At 34.7% G+C, this 18,074-nt stretch carries 18 protein-coding genes; 6 read left to right on the forward strand and 12 right to left on the reverse strand.

The features are described 5' to 3' along the window. The first annotated feature begins 78 nt into the window (after window positions 1-78). From HP569_RS05770 to HP569_RS05790, 5 genes are all read left to right on the forward strand, one after another. On the forward strand, window positions 79-1,434 hold the full coding sequence (locus HP569_RS05770; RefSeq protein WP_246366937.1) for a sensor histidine kinase: 1,356 nt from the start codon (window positions 79-81) through the stop codon (window positions 1,432-1,434). Between the two features lie 13 nt (window positions 1,435-1,447). Continuing rightward, complete coding sequence (locus HP569_RS05775) at window positions 1,448-2,881, forward strand: response regulator (protein ID WP_182200217.1); 1,434 nt, start codon at window positions 1,448-1,450, stop codon at window positions 2,879-2,881. Window positions 2,882-2,989: 108 nt separating this feature from the next. Continuing rightward, window positions 2,990-4,285 carry an ABC transporter substrate-binding protein gene (locus tag HP569_RS05780; RefSeq protein WP_182200218.1) on the forward strand — a complete coding sequence of 432 codons (1,296 nt, stop codon included), beginning with the start codon at window positions 2,990-2,992 and terminating at the stop codon, window positions 4,283-4,285. A 90-nt stretch (window positions 4,286-4,375) separates the two neighbouring features. Further along, on the forward strand, window positions 4,376-5,341 hold the full coding sequence (locus HP569_RS05785; protein WP_182200219.1) for a carbohydrate ABC transporter permease: 966 nt from the start codon (window positions 4,376-4,378) through the stop codon (window positions 5,339-5,341). After that, window positions 5,341-6,162: a carbohydrate ABC transporter permease gene (locus HP569_RS05790; RefSeq protein WP_182200220.1), complete on the forward strand. Its 822-nt coding sequence runs from the start codon at window positions 5,341-5,343 to the stop codon at window positions 6,160-6,162. Before HP569_RS05785 ends, HP569_RS05790 begins: the two co-directional genes overlap by 1 nt. A 46-nt stretch (window positions 6,163-6,208) precedes the next feature. On the opposite strand, the gene HP569_RS05795 is transcribed toward HP569_RS05790, so the two are convergent. From HP569_RS05795 to HP569_RS05845, 11 genes are all read right to left on the reverse strand, one after another. Further along, entirely contained in the window at window positions 6,209-7,189 is a 981-nt protein-coding gene (locus HP569_RS05795; RefSeq protein ID WP_182200221.1) for a tagatose 1,6-diphosphate aldolase, read from the reverse strand. 42 nt (window positions 7,190-7,231) lie between these two features. Beyond that, window positions 7,232-8,173, reverse strand: coding sequence for a hexose kinase (locus tag HP569_RS05800; RefSeq protein WP_182200222.1), 942 nt, complete (start codon window positions 8,171-8,173; stop codon window positions 7,232-7,234). Window positions 8,174-8,367: 194 nt separating this feature from the next. Beyond that, window positions 8,368-9,789, reverse strand: a complete 1,422-nt coding sequence (locus HP569_RS05805) for a PTS galactitol transporter subunit IIC (protein WP_182200223.1) — start codon at window positions 9,787-9,789, stop codon at window positions 8,368-8,370. 30 nt (window positions 9,790-9,819) lie between these two features. Then, a complete protein-coding gene (locus tag HP569_RS05810; protein ID WP_182200224.1) occupies window positions 9,820-10,122 on the reverse strand; it encodes a PTS sugar transporter subunit IIB in 303 nt (100 codons plus the stop codon). A gap of 13 nt (window positions 10,123-10,135) precedes the next feature. Further along, on the reverse strand, window positions 10,136-10,612 hold the full coding sequence (locus HP569_RS05815) for a PTS sugar transporter subunit IIA (protein WP_182200225.1): 477 nt from the start codon (window positions 10,610-10,612) through the stop codon (window positions 10,136-10,138). Window positions 10,613-10,629: 17 nt separating this feature from the next. After that, window positions 10,630-11,148: a galactose-6-phosphate isomerase subunit LacB gene (gene lacB, locus HP569_RS05820; protein ID WP_182200226.1), complete on the reverse strand. Its 519-nt coding sequence runs from the start codon at window positions 11,146-11,148 to the stop codon at window positions 10,630-10,632. 11 nt (window positions 11,149-11,159) lie between these two features. Beyond that, complete coding sequence (lacA, locus tag HP569_RS05825) at window positions 11,160-11,588, reverse strand: galactose-6-phosphate isomerase subunit LacA (protein WP_182200227.1); 429 nt, start codon at window positions 11,586-11,588, stop codon at window positions 11,160-11,162. Between the two features lie 37 nt (window positions 11,589-11,625). After that, window positions 11,626-12,402 (reverse strand): DeoR/GlpR family DNA-binding transcription regulator, encoded by a 777-nt coding sequence (locus HP569_RS05830; protein WP_246366938.1) that lies wholly within the window; start codon window positions 12,400-12,402, stop codon window positions 11,626-11,628. A gap of 234 nt (window positions 12,403-12,636) precedes the next feature. Beyond that, a complete protein-coding gene (locus HP569_RS05835) occupies window positions 12,637-13,497 on the reverse strand; it encodes a Cof-type HAD-IIB family hydrolase (protein WP_182200228.1) in 861 nt (286 codons plus the stop codon). Window positions 13,498-13,810: 313 nt separating this feature from the next. Beyond that, the gene (locus HP569_RS05840) at window positions 13,811-14,533 is read right to left on the reverse strand and encodes a sulfite exporter TauE/SafE family protein (RefSeq protein ID WP_182200229.1); all 723 of its coding nucleotides are present in this window, start codon (window positions 14,531-14,533) and stop codon (window positions 13,811-13,813) included. 80 nt (window positions 14,534-14,613) lie between these two features. After that, window positions 14,614-15,456, reverse strand: a complete 843-nt coding sequence (locus HP569_RS05845; RefSeq protein WP_182200230.1) for a sulfurtransferase — start codon at window positions 15,454-15,456, stop codon at window positions 14,614-14,616. 220 nt (window positions 15,457-15,676) lie between these two features. On the opposite strand from HP569_RS05845, the gene HP569_RS05850 reads away from it, so the two are divergent. After that, complete coding sequence (locus HP569_RS05850) at window positions 15,677-16,927, forward strand: dicarboxylate/amino acid:cation symporter (RefSeq protein ID WP_182200231.1); 1,251 nt, start codon at window positions 15,677-15,679, stop codon at window positions 16,925-16,927. A gap of 41 nt (window positions 16,928-16,968) precedes the next feature. Here the strand turns inward: HP569_RS05850 and HP569_RS05855 are convergent, their stop codons facing one another. After that, complete coding sequence (locus tag HP569_RS05855; RefSeq protein WP_182200232.1) at window positions 16,969-17,892, reverse strand: nuclease-related domain-containing protein; 924 nt, start codon at window positions 17,890-17,892, stop codon at window positions 16,969-16,971. Between the last annotated feature and the right edge of the window lie 182 nt (window positions 17,893-18,074).

Consider the following 18,074-nt stretch of genomic DNA (forward strand, 5'->3'; position numbering starts at 1 on the left):
TTAATTTTATATTTTTCCGTCTTTATTCTATTATTTAATCTCGTATCTTTTTCCGTCTTTTTTAGCTCAAACAAATTAATGAACGACTATCATGCTAGCTTTGATGAATTTTTTGTTCTAAACTCTATTTCTCAATCTTCAACAAAGCTCTATGAAGCCAGCAAAAACTATGTTATGTCGCCTGAATCTAGTTATCTAGATGACTATTATGATGCATTAGGCCAACTAAAAGAAGAAAAGCACCTCATAGAGCAGCAGGCACAAAACCAAATGCGTGTACAACTTAAAAACTACCTCAATCTAGTTAACGCTTTTATATATCAAACTGAACTCACGATTGGTTTTGTTCTGAGAGATGACATTGAACGGTATACAGCACATCTAAAAGAAGCACAACGTTCAGCTAACTACATCCAAAATACGACATTAGAATTAATCGATATGGAATTAACCGGCTATCAAGAACTATATAAAGATTTACAAACACGGAATGATTCGTTTCGTCTGTTTATTCTATACCTAACTCTTACAACAGTGATCATTACTATTTTCATAGCTATTCACTTTTCTAGAGAGATTAGTCGACCTATTCAAGTATTGTCTCAAGCTTCTAAACGAATATCAGCTGGTGATTTTTCTGGTGAAGAAATTAAAATTCACTCCATTGAAGAATTAAAAATACTTGCAACTTCCTTTAATCAAATGCGTACAAGTATTCAGAACTTAATCGCTGAAATCAAACAAAAATCAGAGCAAGAAAAACTAATGAAAGAATTAGAGCTAAAGCATTTACAAAATCAAATTAATCCACATTTTTTATTTAATACATTAAATACTGTTTCAAAAACCGCTTACTTAGAAGATGCAAATTTAACCTCTAATTTAATTAATTCTATCGCTAGCATGCTTAGGTATAGCTTAGATGATATGAAGCGAACCGTTCAACTAAAAGATGAGGTCGCGATTATTCATGCATATATCCGAATTCAAAAAACTAGATTTGTAGAAAGAATTACATTTCAAACACAAATAGATGAGTCGTGTCTAGATATTCCTATCCCTCGTTTAACTCTACAACCTATTATAGAAAACGCTTGTTTACATGGTGTAGAGCCAAAAGAAGATGGTGGTGTCATTCTATTACACATTTACGCAACAGAGAGGAATATTGTTGTTGAGGTAAGAGATGATGGTGTAGGCATGACAAAAGAACAATTAAATAATTTATCAAAAGAAGAGCATGTCAATGAAGAACATACCGGTCATTCCACCGGATTAGGTTTAAGAAACGTAATAAGAAGATTACAGTTGTTTTATCAAAAAGAGCATGTGTTTGAAATTGATTCAACAGTAGGCAAAGGCACAACAATAAAATTATTGTTACCTAAGAAAAGCGGTACAGCAAGCCAATCACAAGAAGCCAATGATTCATGAAAGGGGTTAAATGATGCGTATTTTGATTGCTGAAGATGAAATGTTGGAAAGAAAAGCGATGCGTAAATTTATAAAACAACATTTTTCAGATATAGAAGTGGTTGGAGAAGCAGTTAATGGTAGAGTTGCGATTGAAATGACACTTGAATTGAAGCCTGACCTTGTTTTGATGGATATAAAAATGCCAGGAATCAATGGGATTGAAGCAATTGAGCAGATTCTTCAAAAAAATCCAGCAATAAAATTTATTCTTGTTTCTGCATATGATTCTTTTGATTATGCAAAACAAGCCATGCAACTCGGCGTTAAAGAATACATATTGAAACCTAGTAAAAAAGAAGAAACGATTCAAGCGATATTGCGAGTGAAGGATGAGTTAGAGCAAGACAGAAAAGCAGTAGAGAATCAGAAACAATCAAAGAAAATAGCTAAAGAATTGTTTATAAACAAGCTAATGCAATTTGAGGCATCTGATGAGGTACAAGCTTTACAAAATAACTTATTCCCTTCCATGCACACTGGATTTTTCCTTGTGATCGTTCCGTTTAACCAATCAGAGTCTGCTATTTTAGAAGAAAAGATGTTAAGCCATAAGGAATACATATGGCTAGATAAGCTTGAAGAGCAGCAATATAGCTTACTATTTATCAGTGAGAAGAAAATAACAAAAGCCGATGTTCTGAAACTGGCTAGAGAACTACAACTCGCAATAGGTGACCATGTTTACATTGGTGCAGGTAAGCCTTATCAAGCGCTTATTGATCTCTCTCACTCTTATTCAGAGGCAATAAAAGCAGCTACTCACCTATCTAAAGCAAAACAAAAAAATTACGGCTTTAAAGTAGACAAGATACGTGATGATTCAACAAAAACAGAACAACTCTTAGCAGAAATTGAAATGGGTAATGATAAATCCAGTGTTCGTTTATTTATGGAATTAACCGCTCATCATACTCAAGACATACATGAGGAATTAATAAATTTATATTACAAAATAAGAAAAATATTAGAACAAAGAGATATTCCTGTTCCTGAATTGAACTATAAACAACTAACTTCTAAAAAAAATTGGATGGCATTTATTAAGCTTTGCTGTATCAATGTAAAACAACATTATCAATCACAAGATAAAATAGAGCGTACAAAGAAATATATACAAGAAAACTTTGATCAAATGATTAGTCTAGAAGAGTTAGCGCAAATGAACGAATTGAGCGCTACTTATTTCTCTAATCTTTTTAAAGAATCAACCGGATACACGGTAATTGATTACATTACAAATGTTCGCTTAAACAAAGCTAAACAATTATTACAAGACAATCAACACAGTTTAAAAGAAATTAGTTACATGATTGGATACAACGATCCGAACTACTTTAGTCGTGTTTTTAAAAAGTACTATGCCCTTTCACCAAAACAATATCAACAAGCCATCATTAAAATGTGAAGAAAATCGTAAAATAGTGCAGTAGTTTTCGTCCATCACATACAGGTAAAAAATATATAATAAAGATTGTAAGCGGTAACATTAATTAAATACAAGGGGGTAACATGTGTGAAGAAGTTATTTAGTTTATTGTTGTTAGCACTAACAGCACTTATTTTCGTTGCTTGTAACTCTGATACAGCATCAGATTCCGATGGTGGTGATGCTAGTGGTGATGACGGTGGTGACGGAAATAAAACCGTTGAAATATTTAGTTGGTGGACTGGAGCTGGAGAAGAGGACGGCTTATTAGCATTAATTGATTTATTTAAAGAAAAGCATCCAGATGTAGAAGTTGACAACGCAGCCATTTCTGGTGGAGCAGGAACAAACGCCAAAGCAGTATTAGCTACTCGTATGCAAGGTGATGATCCACCATCTACATTCCAAGTACACGGCGGAGAAGAATTAAACGCTGGCTGGGTAGCAGCTGATAAAATGCAACCATTAAATGACTTTTTTGAAGAACAAGAATGGATGGATAAATTCCCACAAGACTTAATTGATATGGTTAGTAAAGACGGAAACATCTACTCTGTTCCTGTTAACATTCACCGTGGTAATGTGATGTTCTATAACATGTCTGTGTTTGAAGAACATAACATTGAAATACCAAAAACATTTGATGAATTCTTTGCTGTAGCAGATAAGCTTCAAGAAGCAGGAGTAACACCATTAGCACTTGGAGATAAGGAAGCTTGGACAGCGACACAAATTTTTGAAAACATTTTGTTAGGTGTTCTTGGCCCTGATGATTATACAGCATTATTTAATGGAGAAATTCCTTTTACTGATGAAAAAGTAGTTGAGGCTGCTGAAATCTTTAAGAAGACACTTGGTTATGTAAATGAAGACCACGCTTCCCGTAACTGGCAAGATGCATCACAGCTAGTTGGAGACGGTGAGGCAGCAATGATTAATATGGGTGACTGGGCAAAGGGTTATTTCTCTAATGACTTGAATTTAGAAACAAATAAAGACTTTGGATATTTCCCTAATCCAGAAACAAATGGAGAATTTGTTATTATCACTGACACATTCGGTTTACCTAAAGGTATCGAAAATGTAGAAGAAACAAAACAGTTCTTATCTGTATTAGGTTCTGTGGAAGGCCAAGATGTGTTTAATCCGTTGAAAGGTTCTATTCCTGCTCGACTAGATGCTGATCCTTCTAAATATGATCAGTATGGTAAAGATACGATGGAAGACTTTTCTGAAGCAACTTTAGTTCCTACACTAGCACATGGTTCTGCAGCTCCAGAAGGTTTTCTAACAAAGGTTAACCAAGCAGTGAATATCTTTGTTACACAACTAGATGTTGATACATTCATTGATACATTAAACAACGCGGCTTCTGAACTATAATTTTTATAAGGTTGCCCCGTATCGCTAGGTTGGTACGGGGCTTTCACTTTCAGACCAAAAACTATCTTCTGATAGGAGGGGCATCTAGTTATGGAACAACAAGTTGATATGAATAAAAAAGTAGCTACAAAACCACATAAAAAGAAAAAGCGAATAACGAAGGATCACTTGCTCGCTGTTAGCTTCCTTTTACCTTCTTTTATTTTAATCTTAATATTTGTATATGGTTTTATCGGATGGACTGGATGGGTTTCATTAAGTAATTGGAATACGTTAGTACCTGACTTTTCATTTGCTGGACTGAAAAACTACATCTATTTATTTGGTGATTATCGCTTCCAAGCAGACCTTAGAAACACAGTCTTTTTCACCATACTTTTTATTGGCGCAGTTATTGTAATGGGATTACTTTTATCTGCATTAATTGATTCAAAAATTAAAGGAGAAACATTCTTCAGAAATGTTTTCTTATTCCCAATGGCATTATCCTTTGTCGTTACAGGTGTCGTATGGCAATGGTTACTAAACCCTTCTACTGGATTTAATCAATTTCTCGAAGTGTTTGGCATTCAACCTAAATGGTATACAGACACAAATATTTTAGCAGGATTCGAATGGGGATCGATTGAATTCGGTTTACCTGTAGCCATTGTTGCTGTTGTTATTGCAGCAGTTTGGCAAATGACTGGCTTTTCACTCGCTATGTATTTAGCAGGACTACGTGGTATACCAGAAGAACTTAGAGAAGCTGCTCGTATTGATGGGGCATCTGAATTTCAAATCTATCGAAAAGTTATTTTGCCAATGTTAACACCAATCACAGTAAGTGTTGTTATTATCATGGCACACATCTCTTTAAAAATATTCGACTTAATTTACGCCATGACTGGTTCAGGTGCAAATTTCGTAACAGACGTTCCTGGTGTTTATATGTTTGAAACAACTTTCCGTGGTAACTATTATGCAAATGGTTCTGCAATAGCCATTATCATGCTATTACTCGTTGCAGTATTCATTGTTCCTTATTTAATAACGAATCGAAGGGGTGACAGCTAATGGCGAAAAATACTGTATTTAAAGTGTTAAAATATACTTTTCTAATAATGATGGCATTTCTCTTTTTAACACCTGTGTACGTCATTATCGTCACTAGTTTAAAACCTTTGGACGAGGTTTCATTAGCTGAAATGTGGACATTGCCATCTACAATTGATTTCACAAGTTACACACAGGCTTTCACTGAGCTTGCTCCTAACTTTATGAATAGTATTTATTTAGTTATACCCGCAACGTTGATCTCCGCTTTATTAGGCGCAATGAATGGTTATGTACTGTCTAAATGGCGTTTCAAAGGATCCGAGATTATTTTTACTGTCATGTTATTCGGTATGTTCATCCCATACCAAAGTATACTTATTCCGCTAATTCAGTTTTTGAGGACGATTGGTCTTTATAATTCGATCACGGGACTTATCTTTACTCATGTCGTTTATGGGTTACCTATTACGACACTCATGTTTCGAAACTTCTATGCGAACATTCCTGATTCGATGATTGAATCAGCCAAAATAGACGGGGCTAGTTTTTTAAGTATCTTTCGTCGAATTATTATTCCACTTTCAATTTCAGGGTTTGTTGTCGTTGCGATTTGGCAATTTACAAACATATGGAACGAATTTTTATTCGCTGTAACCATTACAAACTCCGGAAGCCAACCAGTAATGGTGGCGCTACAAAACCTTTCCGGAAGTCAAATTGTTCAGTGGAACGTACAAATGGCCGGTGCACTAATCGCCGCCATGCCTACCCTGCTCGTTTATATCATACTAGGTAAATACTTTGTACGAGGATTACTAGCAGGATCAGTTAAAGGATAAAATAGGAAAATGGGACATTGGGGTCTGACCCCAATGTCCCATTTTTTTATTTCCATGGTGTCGCTGTTTCGTTTACTGCTTTGATTACTTTATTTAGATTCTCTGTTCCTGTTGTTTCAAGCCAATCTTGGAAAGCTTTTTTGCCATCTTCAGCAAAGGTTTTTACACCGTCTTTCCAAATCGCTCTTCCACATAGACAACCATTGAACGCAGCACCTGCTTCTTTAGCGAAATAAAGTGTGTCAACAAACTGGTCATTGGTTACCCCACCACTTAAGTAAATAAACGGTAGCTTACTCTTTTCTGAGCAAGTGCGATAAAATCCAGCTGCATCTTCTTTGCTAAATACTGGCGCATAATTATCATACTGCTCATTCCCTTCAATATGATAAATAGAAACAGGAACTTCTACCTTTAACAAGTCAATGCCATACACTTCTTTAGAAAACTCTTCCATGAAGAATTCAATAATCTCAGGCTTTCTTTTTGCAAAATCAACACCTTTTGCATCAAGGCCGCTTGCATCATAAGATACAGGCTCTAAAATAAAGAACATGTCATTTTGACGACATTCATCACCTACACGCTTGATGAACGTTTTCTTAATGTCGTTATATTTTTCCTCTTCTGCAGTATCATAATATACAAGTAACTTCACCGCATGAGCACCTTTTTCAACCAGGTCTCTAATGGAGTAAAAATCAACAAGATTAGGTAATCGTCCTTTTTCAGTCGCGTCATAACCTGTCTTTTCATACGCCATAATTAAACCGACATCTTTATTTAATTTAGCAGCAGCTGGCCATCCGTATTCCGGATCAAGTAACAAAGAAGAGGATTGATTACCTAATACTTCACTAATTCCCTCTTTGAAACCAGCTAATCCCTCTTCATAGGAAATTGCTCCATTGTATGATGTAATTATCTTACCCAATGAACCACGCTGATCCATTGCTGTTGCTAAAACAATATTATTCTCATTAGAAATTGCTTCAAGTCCTTTTCTTTTTCCTGGTGTTAGTTGCATTTCATTACCTCCTGTTTTAATTTCGATTTTTATTTAAACGAATCACGAATGCTCTATTAACTCGATACCCATCTGACTCACACACCAATCTATTTTGGTCGGGTCTATACATCCAGTTTGATCTTCCATTACATTTAAGACTCCCATGGATAAACCAAATTTGATTAAAGATTCATCAGTCAAACCACGTGACAGGCCAGCCGAAAAACCAGCAATAACAGAATCACCTGAACCGACTGGATTTTTCGCATCTACTCTAGGATTAGAAACTCTATAGAGCTTGTCATGATGCTTAACAATTGCACCTTTGCTACCCATCGTAACAACAACCCACTCTACATTATCTAAAATGGAGGGCTTTGTTAGCGCCTGTATAATACTTTCATCATCCGTAAAGGACTCACCAAATAAGTCACCCAATTCAATATGATTAGGTTTTATAAGATCTGGCTTCACATCACTCTTTAATGTTTCTTTTAAAAGATCTCCCTTGGTATCTAGCAATACTAGTTTATCGTGCTGTTTAGCAATTGTAATTAGTCTGCTATAAAAATCTGTAGGTATTCCTTTAGGAAGGCTACCCGAAATGGTAATGATGTCAACTTCCTTTATATAGCTTGAAAATGCTTGAAGAAAGTCATTTTGTTCTTTAGCAGATATGACTGGACCAGCTTCTAAAATTTCCGTTTGTTCTTCTCCACTAATAATTGCAATACAGTTTCGTGTATCACCATCAATGGAAGAGAAGAAATCTTTCATATCTAACTTAGTTAATTCTTTTCGAATAAATTCGCCTAAACTTCCACCTAAAAACCCAGACGCTGCAACTTTTTCATCTAATTGATGTAGCACTCGACTAACATTAAGCCCTTTGCCTCCAGCTGTTTTAGAAACATCCGATACTCTATTCCCCTTATCTATATTAAAATCTTCTAAGGAATAACGTATATCAACAGATGGATTTAACGTAATGGTTAAAATCATAGTTATGTCCCCTCACATGGTTAAGATTACAAACACTACTATACGTGATTGAAAGCATTTTCTTGACGAAACGTTCTTTAATCTCTTTTTCTATGTTAAAATATTAGAGCAAGTGGTTTGGAGTAAGAGGGGCACACGCGATTTTCAAACAAAAATCGCATGTCCTCTTTTACTCTTTTTTTATTTTTTATTTTTTAGGCTGCATCTACATCTTCTTTTTGTCTTGCATATTCAGCGTTACGTTTCTTCATCTCTTTTAAGTACCATACGAATAATCCAATATAAGCAGTTAGTGATCCTACAGCGATAAGGATATTCTTAAGTGTAAAGCTTTCACCTAAACGACCAACAATAATTGCGATGAATTTCTCAACTGGCCCTTCCAAAGTAGAGTGAGTAATTAATGCTCCACTTTCTAATCCAGCTGGGAATGCGCCTACAGATTGTGCTGTTTCAGTTACGAATGGGGCAATCGCTGTACCTGACCATAAGAAAACAGGAACCATAATTGTACCAATAATAATCATACGCATAATTTTTCCTCGTGTAACAACCAACAATGCTGGTGTTAAACCAATCGCAATAATACCACCTAATGGAAGAATACCGTTACCAGGCAAGAAAAGAGCGATAACTAACATAATTGGAGCAATAACGTTTGCTGCTGCCCACATTTCTGGACGTGCTGCAAGGAAAGGCCAGTCAATACCAATATTGAACTTTCTTCCTTGGAATTTTGCACTTAAGAAGTTTGTAATCCCTTGTGATAAAGGTTCAACCGCTGCAATAAACCATGTACCTACGACAGAGAATAATTCTAGCGCTACCCCGCCAATGAAGGCTAAAGTAAAGATCGTTTGTACTGGTTGCTGTCCTAAAAGACCAACAAACGCACCCAGATACACACCAATTGCAAATTTACTTCCCCAGAAACCTATTTTCTCATTTAATTGAGCCGCATCGAAATCATATTTATCGATAAATGGGAAAAGTTTTTGGAAAATTTTATCAAATAACATAATTAACGGGTTTAACATGAAATTCAAATGCGTTGTTGTTGTCGGGTTAGAATCCGGCATATCTAACAAGTCATTGAATGTTGGCTTCATAGCATCTGCGTTAATAAATTTCATTACACCTAAAACAGTAACTAAAATGGTTGCTAGGAATAAGTTGTTAGAATAGTACATAACAAGCAAACCTGTAATTGATAGATGCCAGAAGTTAAAGATATCAACATCTAATGTGTCTGTCTTATTCATTAAAAGCATAACAATATTGATGATTACAAGAATTAATAAGAAAAACAGTGTATAAGCTGATCCCCATGTGATTGTCGCCAAAGGAGCCCAACCTACATCAGTAATTGATAATTCAATACCAGTTGATTTAACAAAATCTTTTAGAGCTGGAGCAAAGTTACCTGTTAAAATATCAATAACTGCCCCAATACCAGTTAGTGCAATAGCTAATTTCAAACCACCCTCAACTGCTCTACTAAATTTAACCTTCATCAATAGTGCAAATAGAGTAATAAGGATAAACATCATTGGAGCAGCCCCTAAGTTAATAAGGGGCGAAAAAATAGTGTTAGCAAATTCTATTATTGTTTGCATATTCATCTAACTCCTCTCAATAGTACCTTTTTATTTATTCATTTTTTTAATAACGCTTTCAATTTCATCAAAAACTGGAGCTGACATTGCAGGGATACGATATAGTATTGGCCCAGCTTCTACTACAGGAATTGTAATATCAAAGCTAAATTTAGGTTTTGATATTGGTGCAAAAATATCGTATTCTTCTACCATCTCTTTTGTAATGTCTTTAATTACAACTGCATCTGCTTGAACTTTATAACCTCTCTTTTTCATTTCTTCCTCAAGTGCACTTTTAATTTGGTGACTTGAATTAATTCCTGCTCCACACGCTGCTAGAATCTTAATCATTTTCATCTACTCCTTATTTTTTATTTGTTAAAAAGTCGTAAATTTCTTTATTTGTTTCTAATGCTTCTAATGTTTTTACATTATCCACATCAGTCATAAACGCCATCAGTTCAGAAAGCACATTCGTTTGGTTTGTTTTTTCATTGTTGATAATCATAAATAAATAATTAACATTTAACTCATTATCTGGTGCAATCATGCTATGAAACACAATTGGGTTTGTAAGTTTAACAAACACCACAACTTTAGCATCACAATGCTCTGTTTCTGTATGAGGAATCGCTACGTTAGGTAACCCTTCAGCAACAGGACTTAAATCAAGTCCTGTAGGGTAATTTAGTTCCCTTTCAACTATTGCATCTTTGAAACTATCCTTTACGATCCCCTTTTCAAGAAGAATTTGACTAATTTCTGAAAATACTTCTTCTTGTGTCGTTGCATTACTAGATAGAATTAAATCTTTTTGATAAAGGTTTTCCATCACCGGCATCGCTAACCCTCCTATCTTTATTTATCAGGGTATCCCCCGTTATCCCATTTTTCTAGGAACTCATCAAAATAATGGTCATCATTTTTTGCTTCTTCATTTGCAACCAATGCATCAATTCGTTCAATCATTTTGTCATTCTCTTCAGATTGCTGATATTCAGACTCTAAAAACACATCAATAATATTTTCTCGCAGTCCTTCGCCGACAATTCTTCCACCCATGCCGATTACATTTGCATTTAATACTTCTTTTGCATACCTTGCTGTTTCGACATCACCTACTAATGCAGATCGAATACCGTTTACTTTATTAGATGATACGGAAATTCCAACACCTGTTCCACAAACAACGATACCCAAATCGGCTTCTCCAGAGGTTACCTTTTCTGCTGTTTTCTTACCGTAAATCGGATAATGGGTACGCTCTTTATCATACGTTCCGTTATCAATCACTTCATGACCTTTTCCTTCTAAATAAGCAACTAAATTATTTTTCTCGTCTGTTACGATATGGTCGCAACCAATTGAAATCTTCATCGTCTCACCCCTTAACACATTTTATTTAACATATCTACACGAATTTGATGTCGTCCACCGTCATACGCTGCATCTAGATATGCTTCAACAATCTTTTCAGCTAATTTAGGACCAACAATTCCAGCTCCGATAGCGATAACAGAAGTGTTGTTATGTCCTATAGTCATTTTTGCAGAATGCTCATCAAAAACATTTGCACAGATGATACCTTGATGTTTGTTAGCTACCATAAATGGCCCTGCACCATATTCATCAATAATAATTCCTCGATCTGCTTGCTCTTTTTGTATAACAGATACTACTTTTGTCGTTGCATCAAAGAAATCTAAATTTGCTTCTGGGGTTTGATCTAACACCTCATGTCCTAAACGATCAAGTAATTCCTTTATTTGTTGCTTTAGTTCAAAACCTTTGGAATCACTACCAATAGCAATCTTCATTTGTAATCCTCCCATTCCATTAAATAACCAATCTATCTTAATTGATTATTTTACATTTATCTTTGTAATAATCTTCGTACTCTTTCGCGATTCGGTTATCCGTAATAATTGCAGTTAATTTTTTAGTTTCATACAATACCTGGAATGCTTCCACGCCAAACTTACTACTGTCAGAAACAATGTAACGATTATAAGAATTGTCAATAACAATTTGTTGTACTACTCCCTCTTCTTCATCTGCGGTAGTAACAAAATCACCGTATATACCATTTACACCAATGAAACATTTTTGAACTCTAATATCTTGGATGACTTTGCGGGTGAAATAACCAACAAACGTACCTGTCTTTTCTCTTAACGTTCCACCAATCAAAATCAACTCGTGCTGTGTTTCATTTTTAAATTGATTAAAAATAGTAATAGAATTTGTAATTATCTTTACATTGTTAGCCGTTATATATTTGTATATGAGTTCTGTTGTTGTTCCTGCTCCTATAAAAACGGTATCGTTATCTTCTATTAATTCAGCCGCTTTCTTTGCTGCATACTTTTTTGATTCAGTATTAATTGCCTTTTTCTCTGTATGGGAGAGCTCAATATATTTGTCATCACTAGACTTCCTCTTTGCACCACCGTGAATTTTTTCAACTAACCCTTGTTCTGCAAGCTCATTAATATCTCGGCGTATAGTCATAGGTGTTACATTTAACTCTCTTGAAACATCAGATATTTTTAAAAAATTGCTTTTATCAAGTAATCTAATAATGTTTTTTTGTCTAATCTCTTTCAGGTTATTCACCTCCCAAATGTTCAATTATGTTTCTTTTTGTTATTATGTGTTCATTTTAAAACATGAAAGCGTTTAATGCAACACTTAATTTTAAATTTCAATTATTGTTCACATTTTGCAACATCTTTTAAAAAACATACATATAGAATCTCCTTTTTAAATATGCGTTAGAGCAGGATTGATGATATGAAATGTTACCATTAAAAAAAGTCTATCTGCTAGAGATAGACCTTTAACTCACCATTTACTTTTACATTGTTAGACTTGTATTTGTTCTAATATTTTATTATTCAAATATTGTTGTAGTCCATTTTCATCATTAGTACCTTTTGTTACCTCATTAGCTTTCGCTTTTACAAGTTGGCTAGCATTATTCATAGCAACTGCGTATCCCGCCATTTCAAACATTGGCAGGTCATTTTCTCCGTCTCCAACTACTAATAGATCTTTAGGTTTTACATTAAAACGTTGTAATAATAAGTGCAGTCCTGTCGCTTTTGAAACTCCTTCAACCATAATTTCAACATTATGATCAGAGGAAGAAGATGTAGTGAACGGCATATTGTTCTTCATCTCTATCAAATACTGTTTCCATAGATTAATTTTGTTTAAATGTTTACTAAAAAAATATATTTTTACAATATCATCAGTAATTAATTGCGGCTCCCAACTGATTTTTCGTTCAAATGCGTCATAGCGTGCATTTCTTTCATTATCACCTAATGTGGGTGGGACATCTCCATACACCTCTTGTGCCATTAAGGATTTATCTTCTTCCAACGCAAAACGATTCCCTTTTTTCGTATGTATTTCATAGTAGATTCCATTCGCTTTAGCTTTTGCAATAACTTGATTTACTAGATTCGGCTCTAAAACATATTGAAACACCTCTTGATTATCAGCATAACAACCCATCCCGTTAGAAGTAACAGCACCATCATAAGGGAAATCCACAGGTAACACATCACCAATTTCGCTCATCGTTCTCCCAGTAGAGAGTATTATTTTTATATCTTTGTCTCGGATATTTTTTAAAGTGCCGATCAGCTCTTCGCTTACCGTATTATTAGAATCCAATGTAGTCCCATCCATATCTAACGCAATTGCCTTTATATTCATGGTTACATCCTCCAAGGTCTTATTTTCATTCAATCTTTGATAGGTTATTTTGCACTATAATATGAAGTCTGCATCATAGTGGACATATAATTATGTTTCTTTTTGTTCTTTTAATACAAATAACAAACATAATAGAACATGTATATAGTACCATAAAATTAGAGTTTAGGATATCACGTTAGTAATAGATTAAAAAATGTTGTTTATTTGAGTTATTGTCTTGCATGAGAATTGAAAGTTTAAAGCGAACACAAATAAAAAACACTAGTTGAATATACTAGTATTTTTTACACCGAAAAGTTATGAAAATTGTTTACAAAAACCCTGCACTTTCCATTAATAAATAGAATCCTGTAAACAATAAGATGATATATGTAATAACCCTAAAGACTGACTGGTTAATCATCTTAAACAACAATTGACCAAGGTACAGTCCTATGAATACTAAAGGTATTGCCCATGCACTTGAAACCCAAATGGTTTGATTCGTACCAACGAAAACTACTTGAATAATTAAACTAACAAAGTAAATAAACAAATAGAAAGCAAGTGTCGTCCCTCTTAATTTTGCTTTTTGTGTATCTGTCCCTGAAAAATATAATAATAATGGCGGGCCAGGCATACCAATACTAGTTGTAAGCGAACCTGAAAGGCCACCTACTAATACATCTCTCTTTTTATTTTGATTCACTCGAAACTGAAGGATAAGCATAATCGTTAACACGATAATAATAAGGCTGACTCCTAATTTTAATCGGTCTATGTTAATCAATAAAAATGTACTAGTTCCTATTGGAAGACCAATAATACTTCCTACAATAAATCTTTTTAATATTTCAAAATCAATATCTTTTCTAATTTTCATGATTAATGCAATCGATATGATTAGAGACAATATTAGATTAATTTGAATAGCTTCTGCTGGTTCAAATAATAACAGCAGAAAAGGCGTAGCTAAAATAGAAAAGCCAAACCCTGTACTTGTCTGGAGGATCGAAGCTACCAAAATAATGATAATAAATAGTAATGCATCCATGTAAATCCTACTTTCTTCGTATTAAATCTGTAAAAAATTCACAACTGTTGGTTGATTTCACGACACAAAAAATTTTTAGATTAAACTTCTTCTCCGGCGACTACTGGATTTTCTTCATAAGAGACCCAGTCACTATAGCTCCCCGCATAAAGCTTCACATTATGAAAACCAGCCATTTTTAAAGCAATATAGTTAGGGACAGCGGTCACTCCAGACCCACAGTAAACAATAATTGGTTGTTGTGAATCTAATTCTGAGAAACGCTTTTTTTGTTCTTCCTTATTTTTAAAAGTTCCTTGGTCTAAAGCGTCCACCCAGCATTTATTGATCGCACCTGGAATATGCCCTGCTCTTCTATCTATTGGTTCTACTTCCCCTAAATATCTTTCCCTCGCTCGCGAATCTATTAAAGTAACAGATTTATTCTTTTCCGTAACTATATCCTTCACTTCATTATAAGAAGCTAACATATCCTGCTTAATATTTGTTTTAAATGTAGACGGCTCGGATACAGGAATTTCGTTTATTGACATATATCCTGCCTCAATCCACCCTGTAAATCCTTCATTTAAAATGTATACCTCTTCATGTCCGATATACGTCAGTAACCACCAAAATCGACTTGCATATTGGCATTCCCCACTGTCATATACAACAACGGTTTTTGTATGATCTATTCCAATTTTCTCAACCTCACGTTTAAATTGATCCACTTCTGGAAGAGGATGCCTCCCTCCGTGTTCTCTCACAGGAGCAGATAATTGTTTTTCTAAATCAAAATAAAAGGCACCAGGAATATGACTTTGATGATATAGCTCAGTACCTTTTCTCTGATTACCTAAATCAAAACGACAATCGACAATTTTCACTTGCTCATTTTGCAATTGCTGACTTAACCATTCTTTGCTTACAGTAACATTCATTTGATCAACCACCCATTTACAAGTTTTTTATCAAAGACTTAAAATTTTTATTTTCATTACTAATATTTTTGACTAATCTTACTTTAATTTTATCACAACCTTATGCTCCAACGATGCACACACTTAAATAAAGTACCTCATCAAAGACCTATAATTTGGTTCATCTGCCTCTCTCGTTTATAATGAGTAAGCAGGACAAAACATTAGGGGTGAATACAAAATGAAATTGTGGAATTTATACAAAAATACATCTTTTATATTAAAAATGACAATTGGTTTCGTTTTAGGTATTCTTGTTGGTGTTATAGTCGGTCCACCGGCTGAGGTAATAAAACCACTTGGTACCATTTTAATAAATTTATTAAGTATGATTGCTACACCGGTAGTCTTTTTGACCGTTGTGCTAGCCGTAAATAAAATGAACCCGAAAGAATTAGGAAGAACAGGTGGAAAGTTGATCTTATATTATGGGACAACAACAGCTGCTGCAGTTTTAATTGGTCTTGGCTTAGCACTATGGATTAACCCTGGTGAATCTTTAACGTTACCTAGTGTATCAGTAGATGAACCGGCGAACCCAAGCTTTTCTGAGGTTCTTTTAAATATTGTACCAAGCAATTTATTCACTGCTTTTAGTAGCGGTAATTTAATGGCTATTTTATTTATTGCTATTATTGTTGGATTCACGATTTCCAATATGACTTTTTCAAACGATGAAAAAATGAAAAAGTATGGCACTTATTTACAAGACTTTTTCGAAGCAGGTAACGCATTATTTTTCAAAATTTTAAGCGGAATTCTTCTTTATGCACCAATTGGGATTTTTGCCATTGCAGCTTCCACCTTTGGAACACAAGGCTGGGGTACATTTACCTCATTACTTAAATTTACTGGTGTCTTCTATCTTGGAATTATTTTGCTCTGGGCATTTATTTATACTGGCATACTACGAATTTTCAAGGTGCCTGTTCGACATTTTTATGCTCAGACAAGAGAAGCCTTTACTACAGCGTTTTTCACATCAAGTAGTATTGCCACTTTACCAGTTGCGATGGAAAGTGCTAAAAAGGCAGGAATTTCAGACAAAATTGTTAATTTCAGCTTGCCATTAGGCGCTGTCTTCAATTCTGATGGAGGCGCACTTCGGATGGGTGCTTCGATCGTGTTCGCAGCAAACGTTACAGGCGCTAACTTTTCTTTGATGGACCTTGTTACTATTGTTATTGTAGGGACCCTTCTATCGATTGGAACAGCTGGGATTCCAGCAGCGGGACTCGTTACCTTAGCCGCTGTCTTAACACTTTTCGACCTACCTCTAGAAATTGTTGCATTAATCGCAGGCGTTGATGCTTTAATAGGAATGGGTGGTACCGCGTCGAATGTCGTAGGAGATATCATTGGTGCTGCAGTAGTGGATAAGTCAGAGAAGAAGGCTACACACAGTGGTCAGTTAGCTGTGGATAGTGAATAAAGATATGATTCAAAACACTTCGTAATGGAGTGTTTTTTCATTTATGGATGAGCCTCCTCTTCCTTAATATAATGTACATTCTTTGTTTCTCCTCTCTTAGAAAAGTGCTTGAGCAACATACGTTTACACCTTGCTTGTGCAATAGAATTACCACACCATTTTGAAATGATGCCTGAGGTTAACTTCTCACTTGGAAATAGTTCCTGAAATTCATTAATGCAACGAATGATCGAGTCACTTGCTACTTCTTCAGTTTCACAATCACTGCATTTAATAGTACGATTGATTAACTCCGTATTCATAGAACCACATTGACAGCACGGAATTCCTTTTTGCAACTCATCAAATGTATACGATAGGCTATTCTCTGGCAAAAACTCTTGATGAACAGATGACTCTAAAACCTTGACTATACTTTGGCTTTTTTTGCTGCTGTATTGATTTTCATTTAATTTGGTAAGAAAAGATTGGATGTTAGAATGGAAAATGATTTGCTGATTAAGTGGTGTTTGATAGATCGTACATTGTGGATGAATAAAAATAATATAAGATTTGAGAGGCGATTGAATACCTTTAGACTGTAAAAACATCCGAAATAATGAAGTGGCCCGATTGCGTTGAAGGATAGGATTCTCTATTTCCTTATTAGGAACTTTATACAATATATCCTTATCAAAATAATATTGTCCCTGATAGTTTTTTATTTCAAAAAGATAAATGGCATCATTTGTTATAACACATGAATCTATTTGAAAATATTGTTCGTTGTGCCTTAATAACAGATCATTTAACATGATAAGTTTTTCTCCGTATTTTTTCGTATAAGCATCGAAGCGTAACTCTCCTTCATAACCGAGTGATAAATTTTGATATTTCTTATAATCTCTAGCACTTAACATTTTTCGGTTACTCAATAATTCTAATAAAAGAAGTTCTTTTGGCTTCTTACGTTCTTTTACAATCATTTATTTCACTCCTATATACAATGTATGGATAATAGATTCAATTTAATGGATCATTTTGGAAGAGGAGATTTATTAAGTAAGATGACATATGGGACTTTGAGCATTTGGAGTAGAATTCCAGCATGTTTTGTTTGTAAAAATGGATATTTCGGTTACTGCAGGGGGATTTTCACCTCACTTTG

The organism is Paraliobacillus salinarum (assembly GCF_014083865.1).
Classification (GTDB): Bacteria; Bacillota; Bacilli; order Bacillales; family Amphibacillaceae; genus Paraliobacillus; species Paraliobacillus salinarum.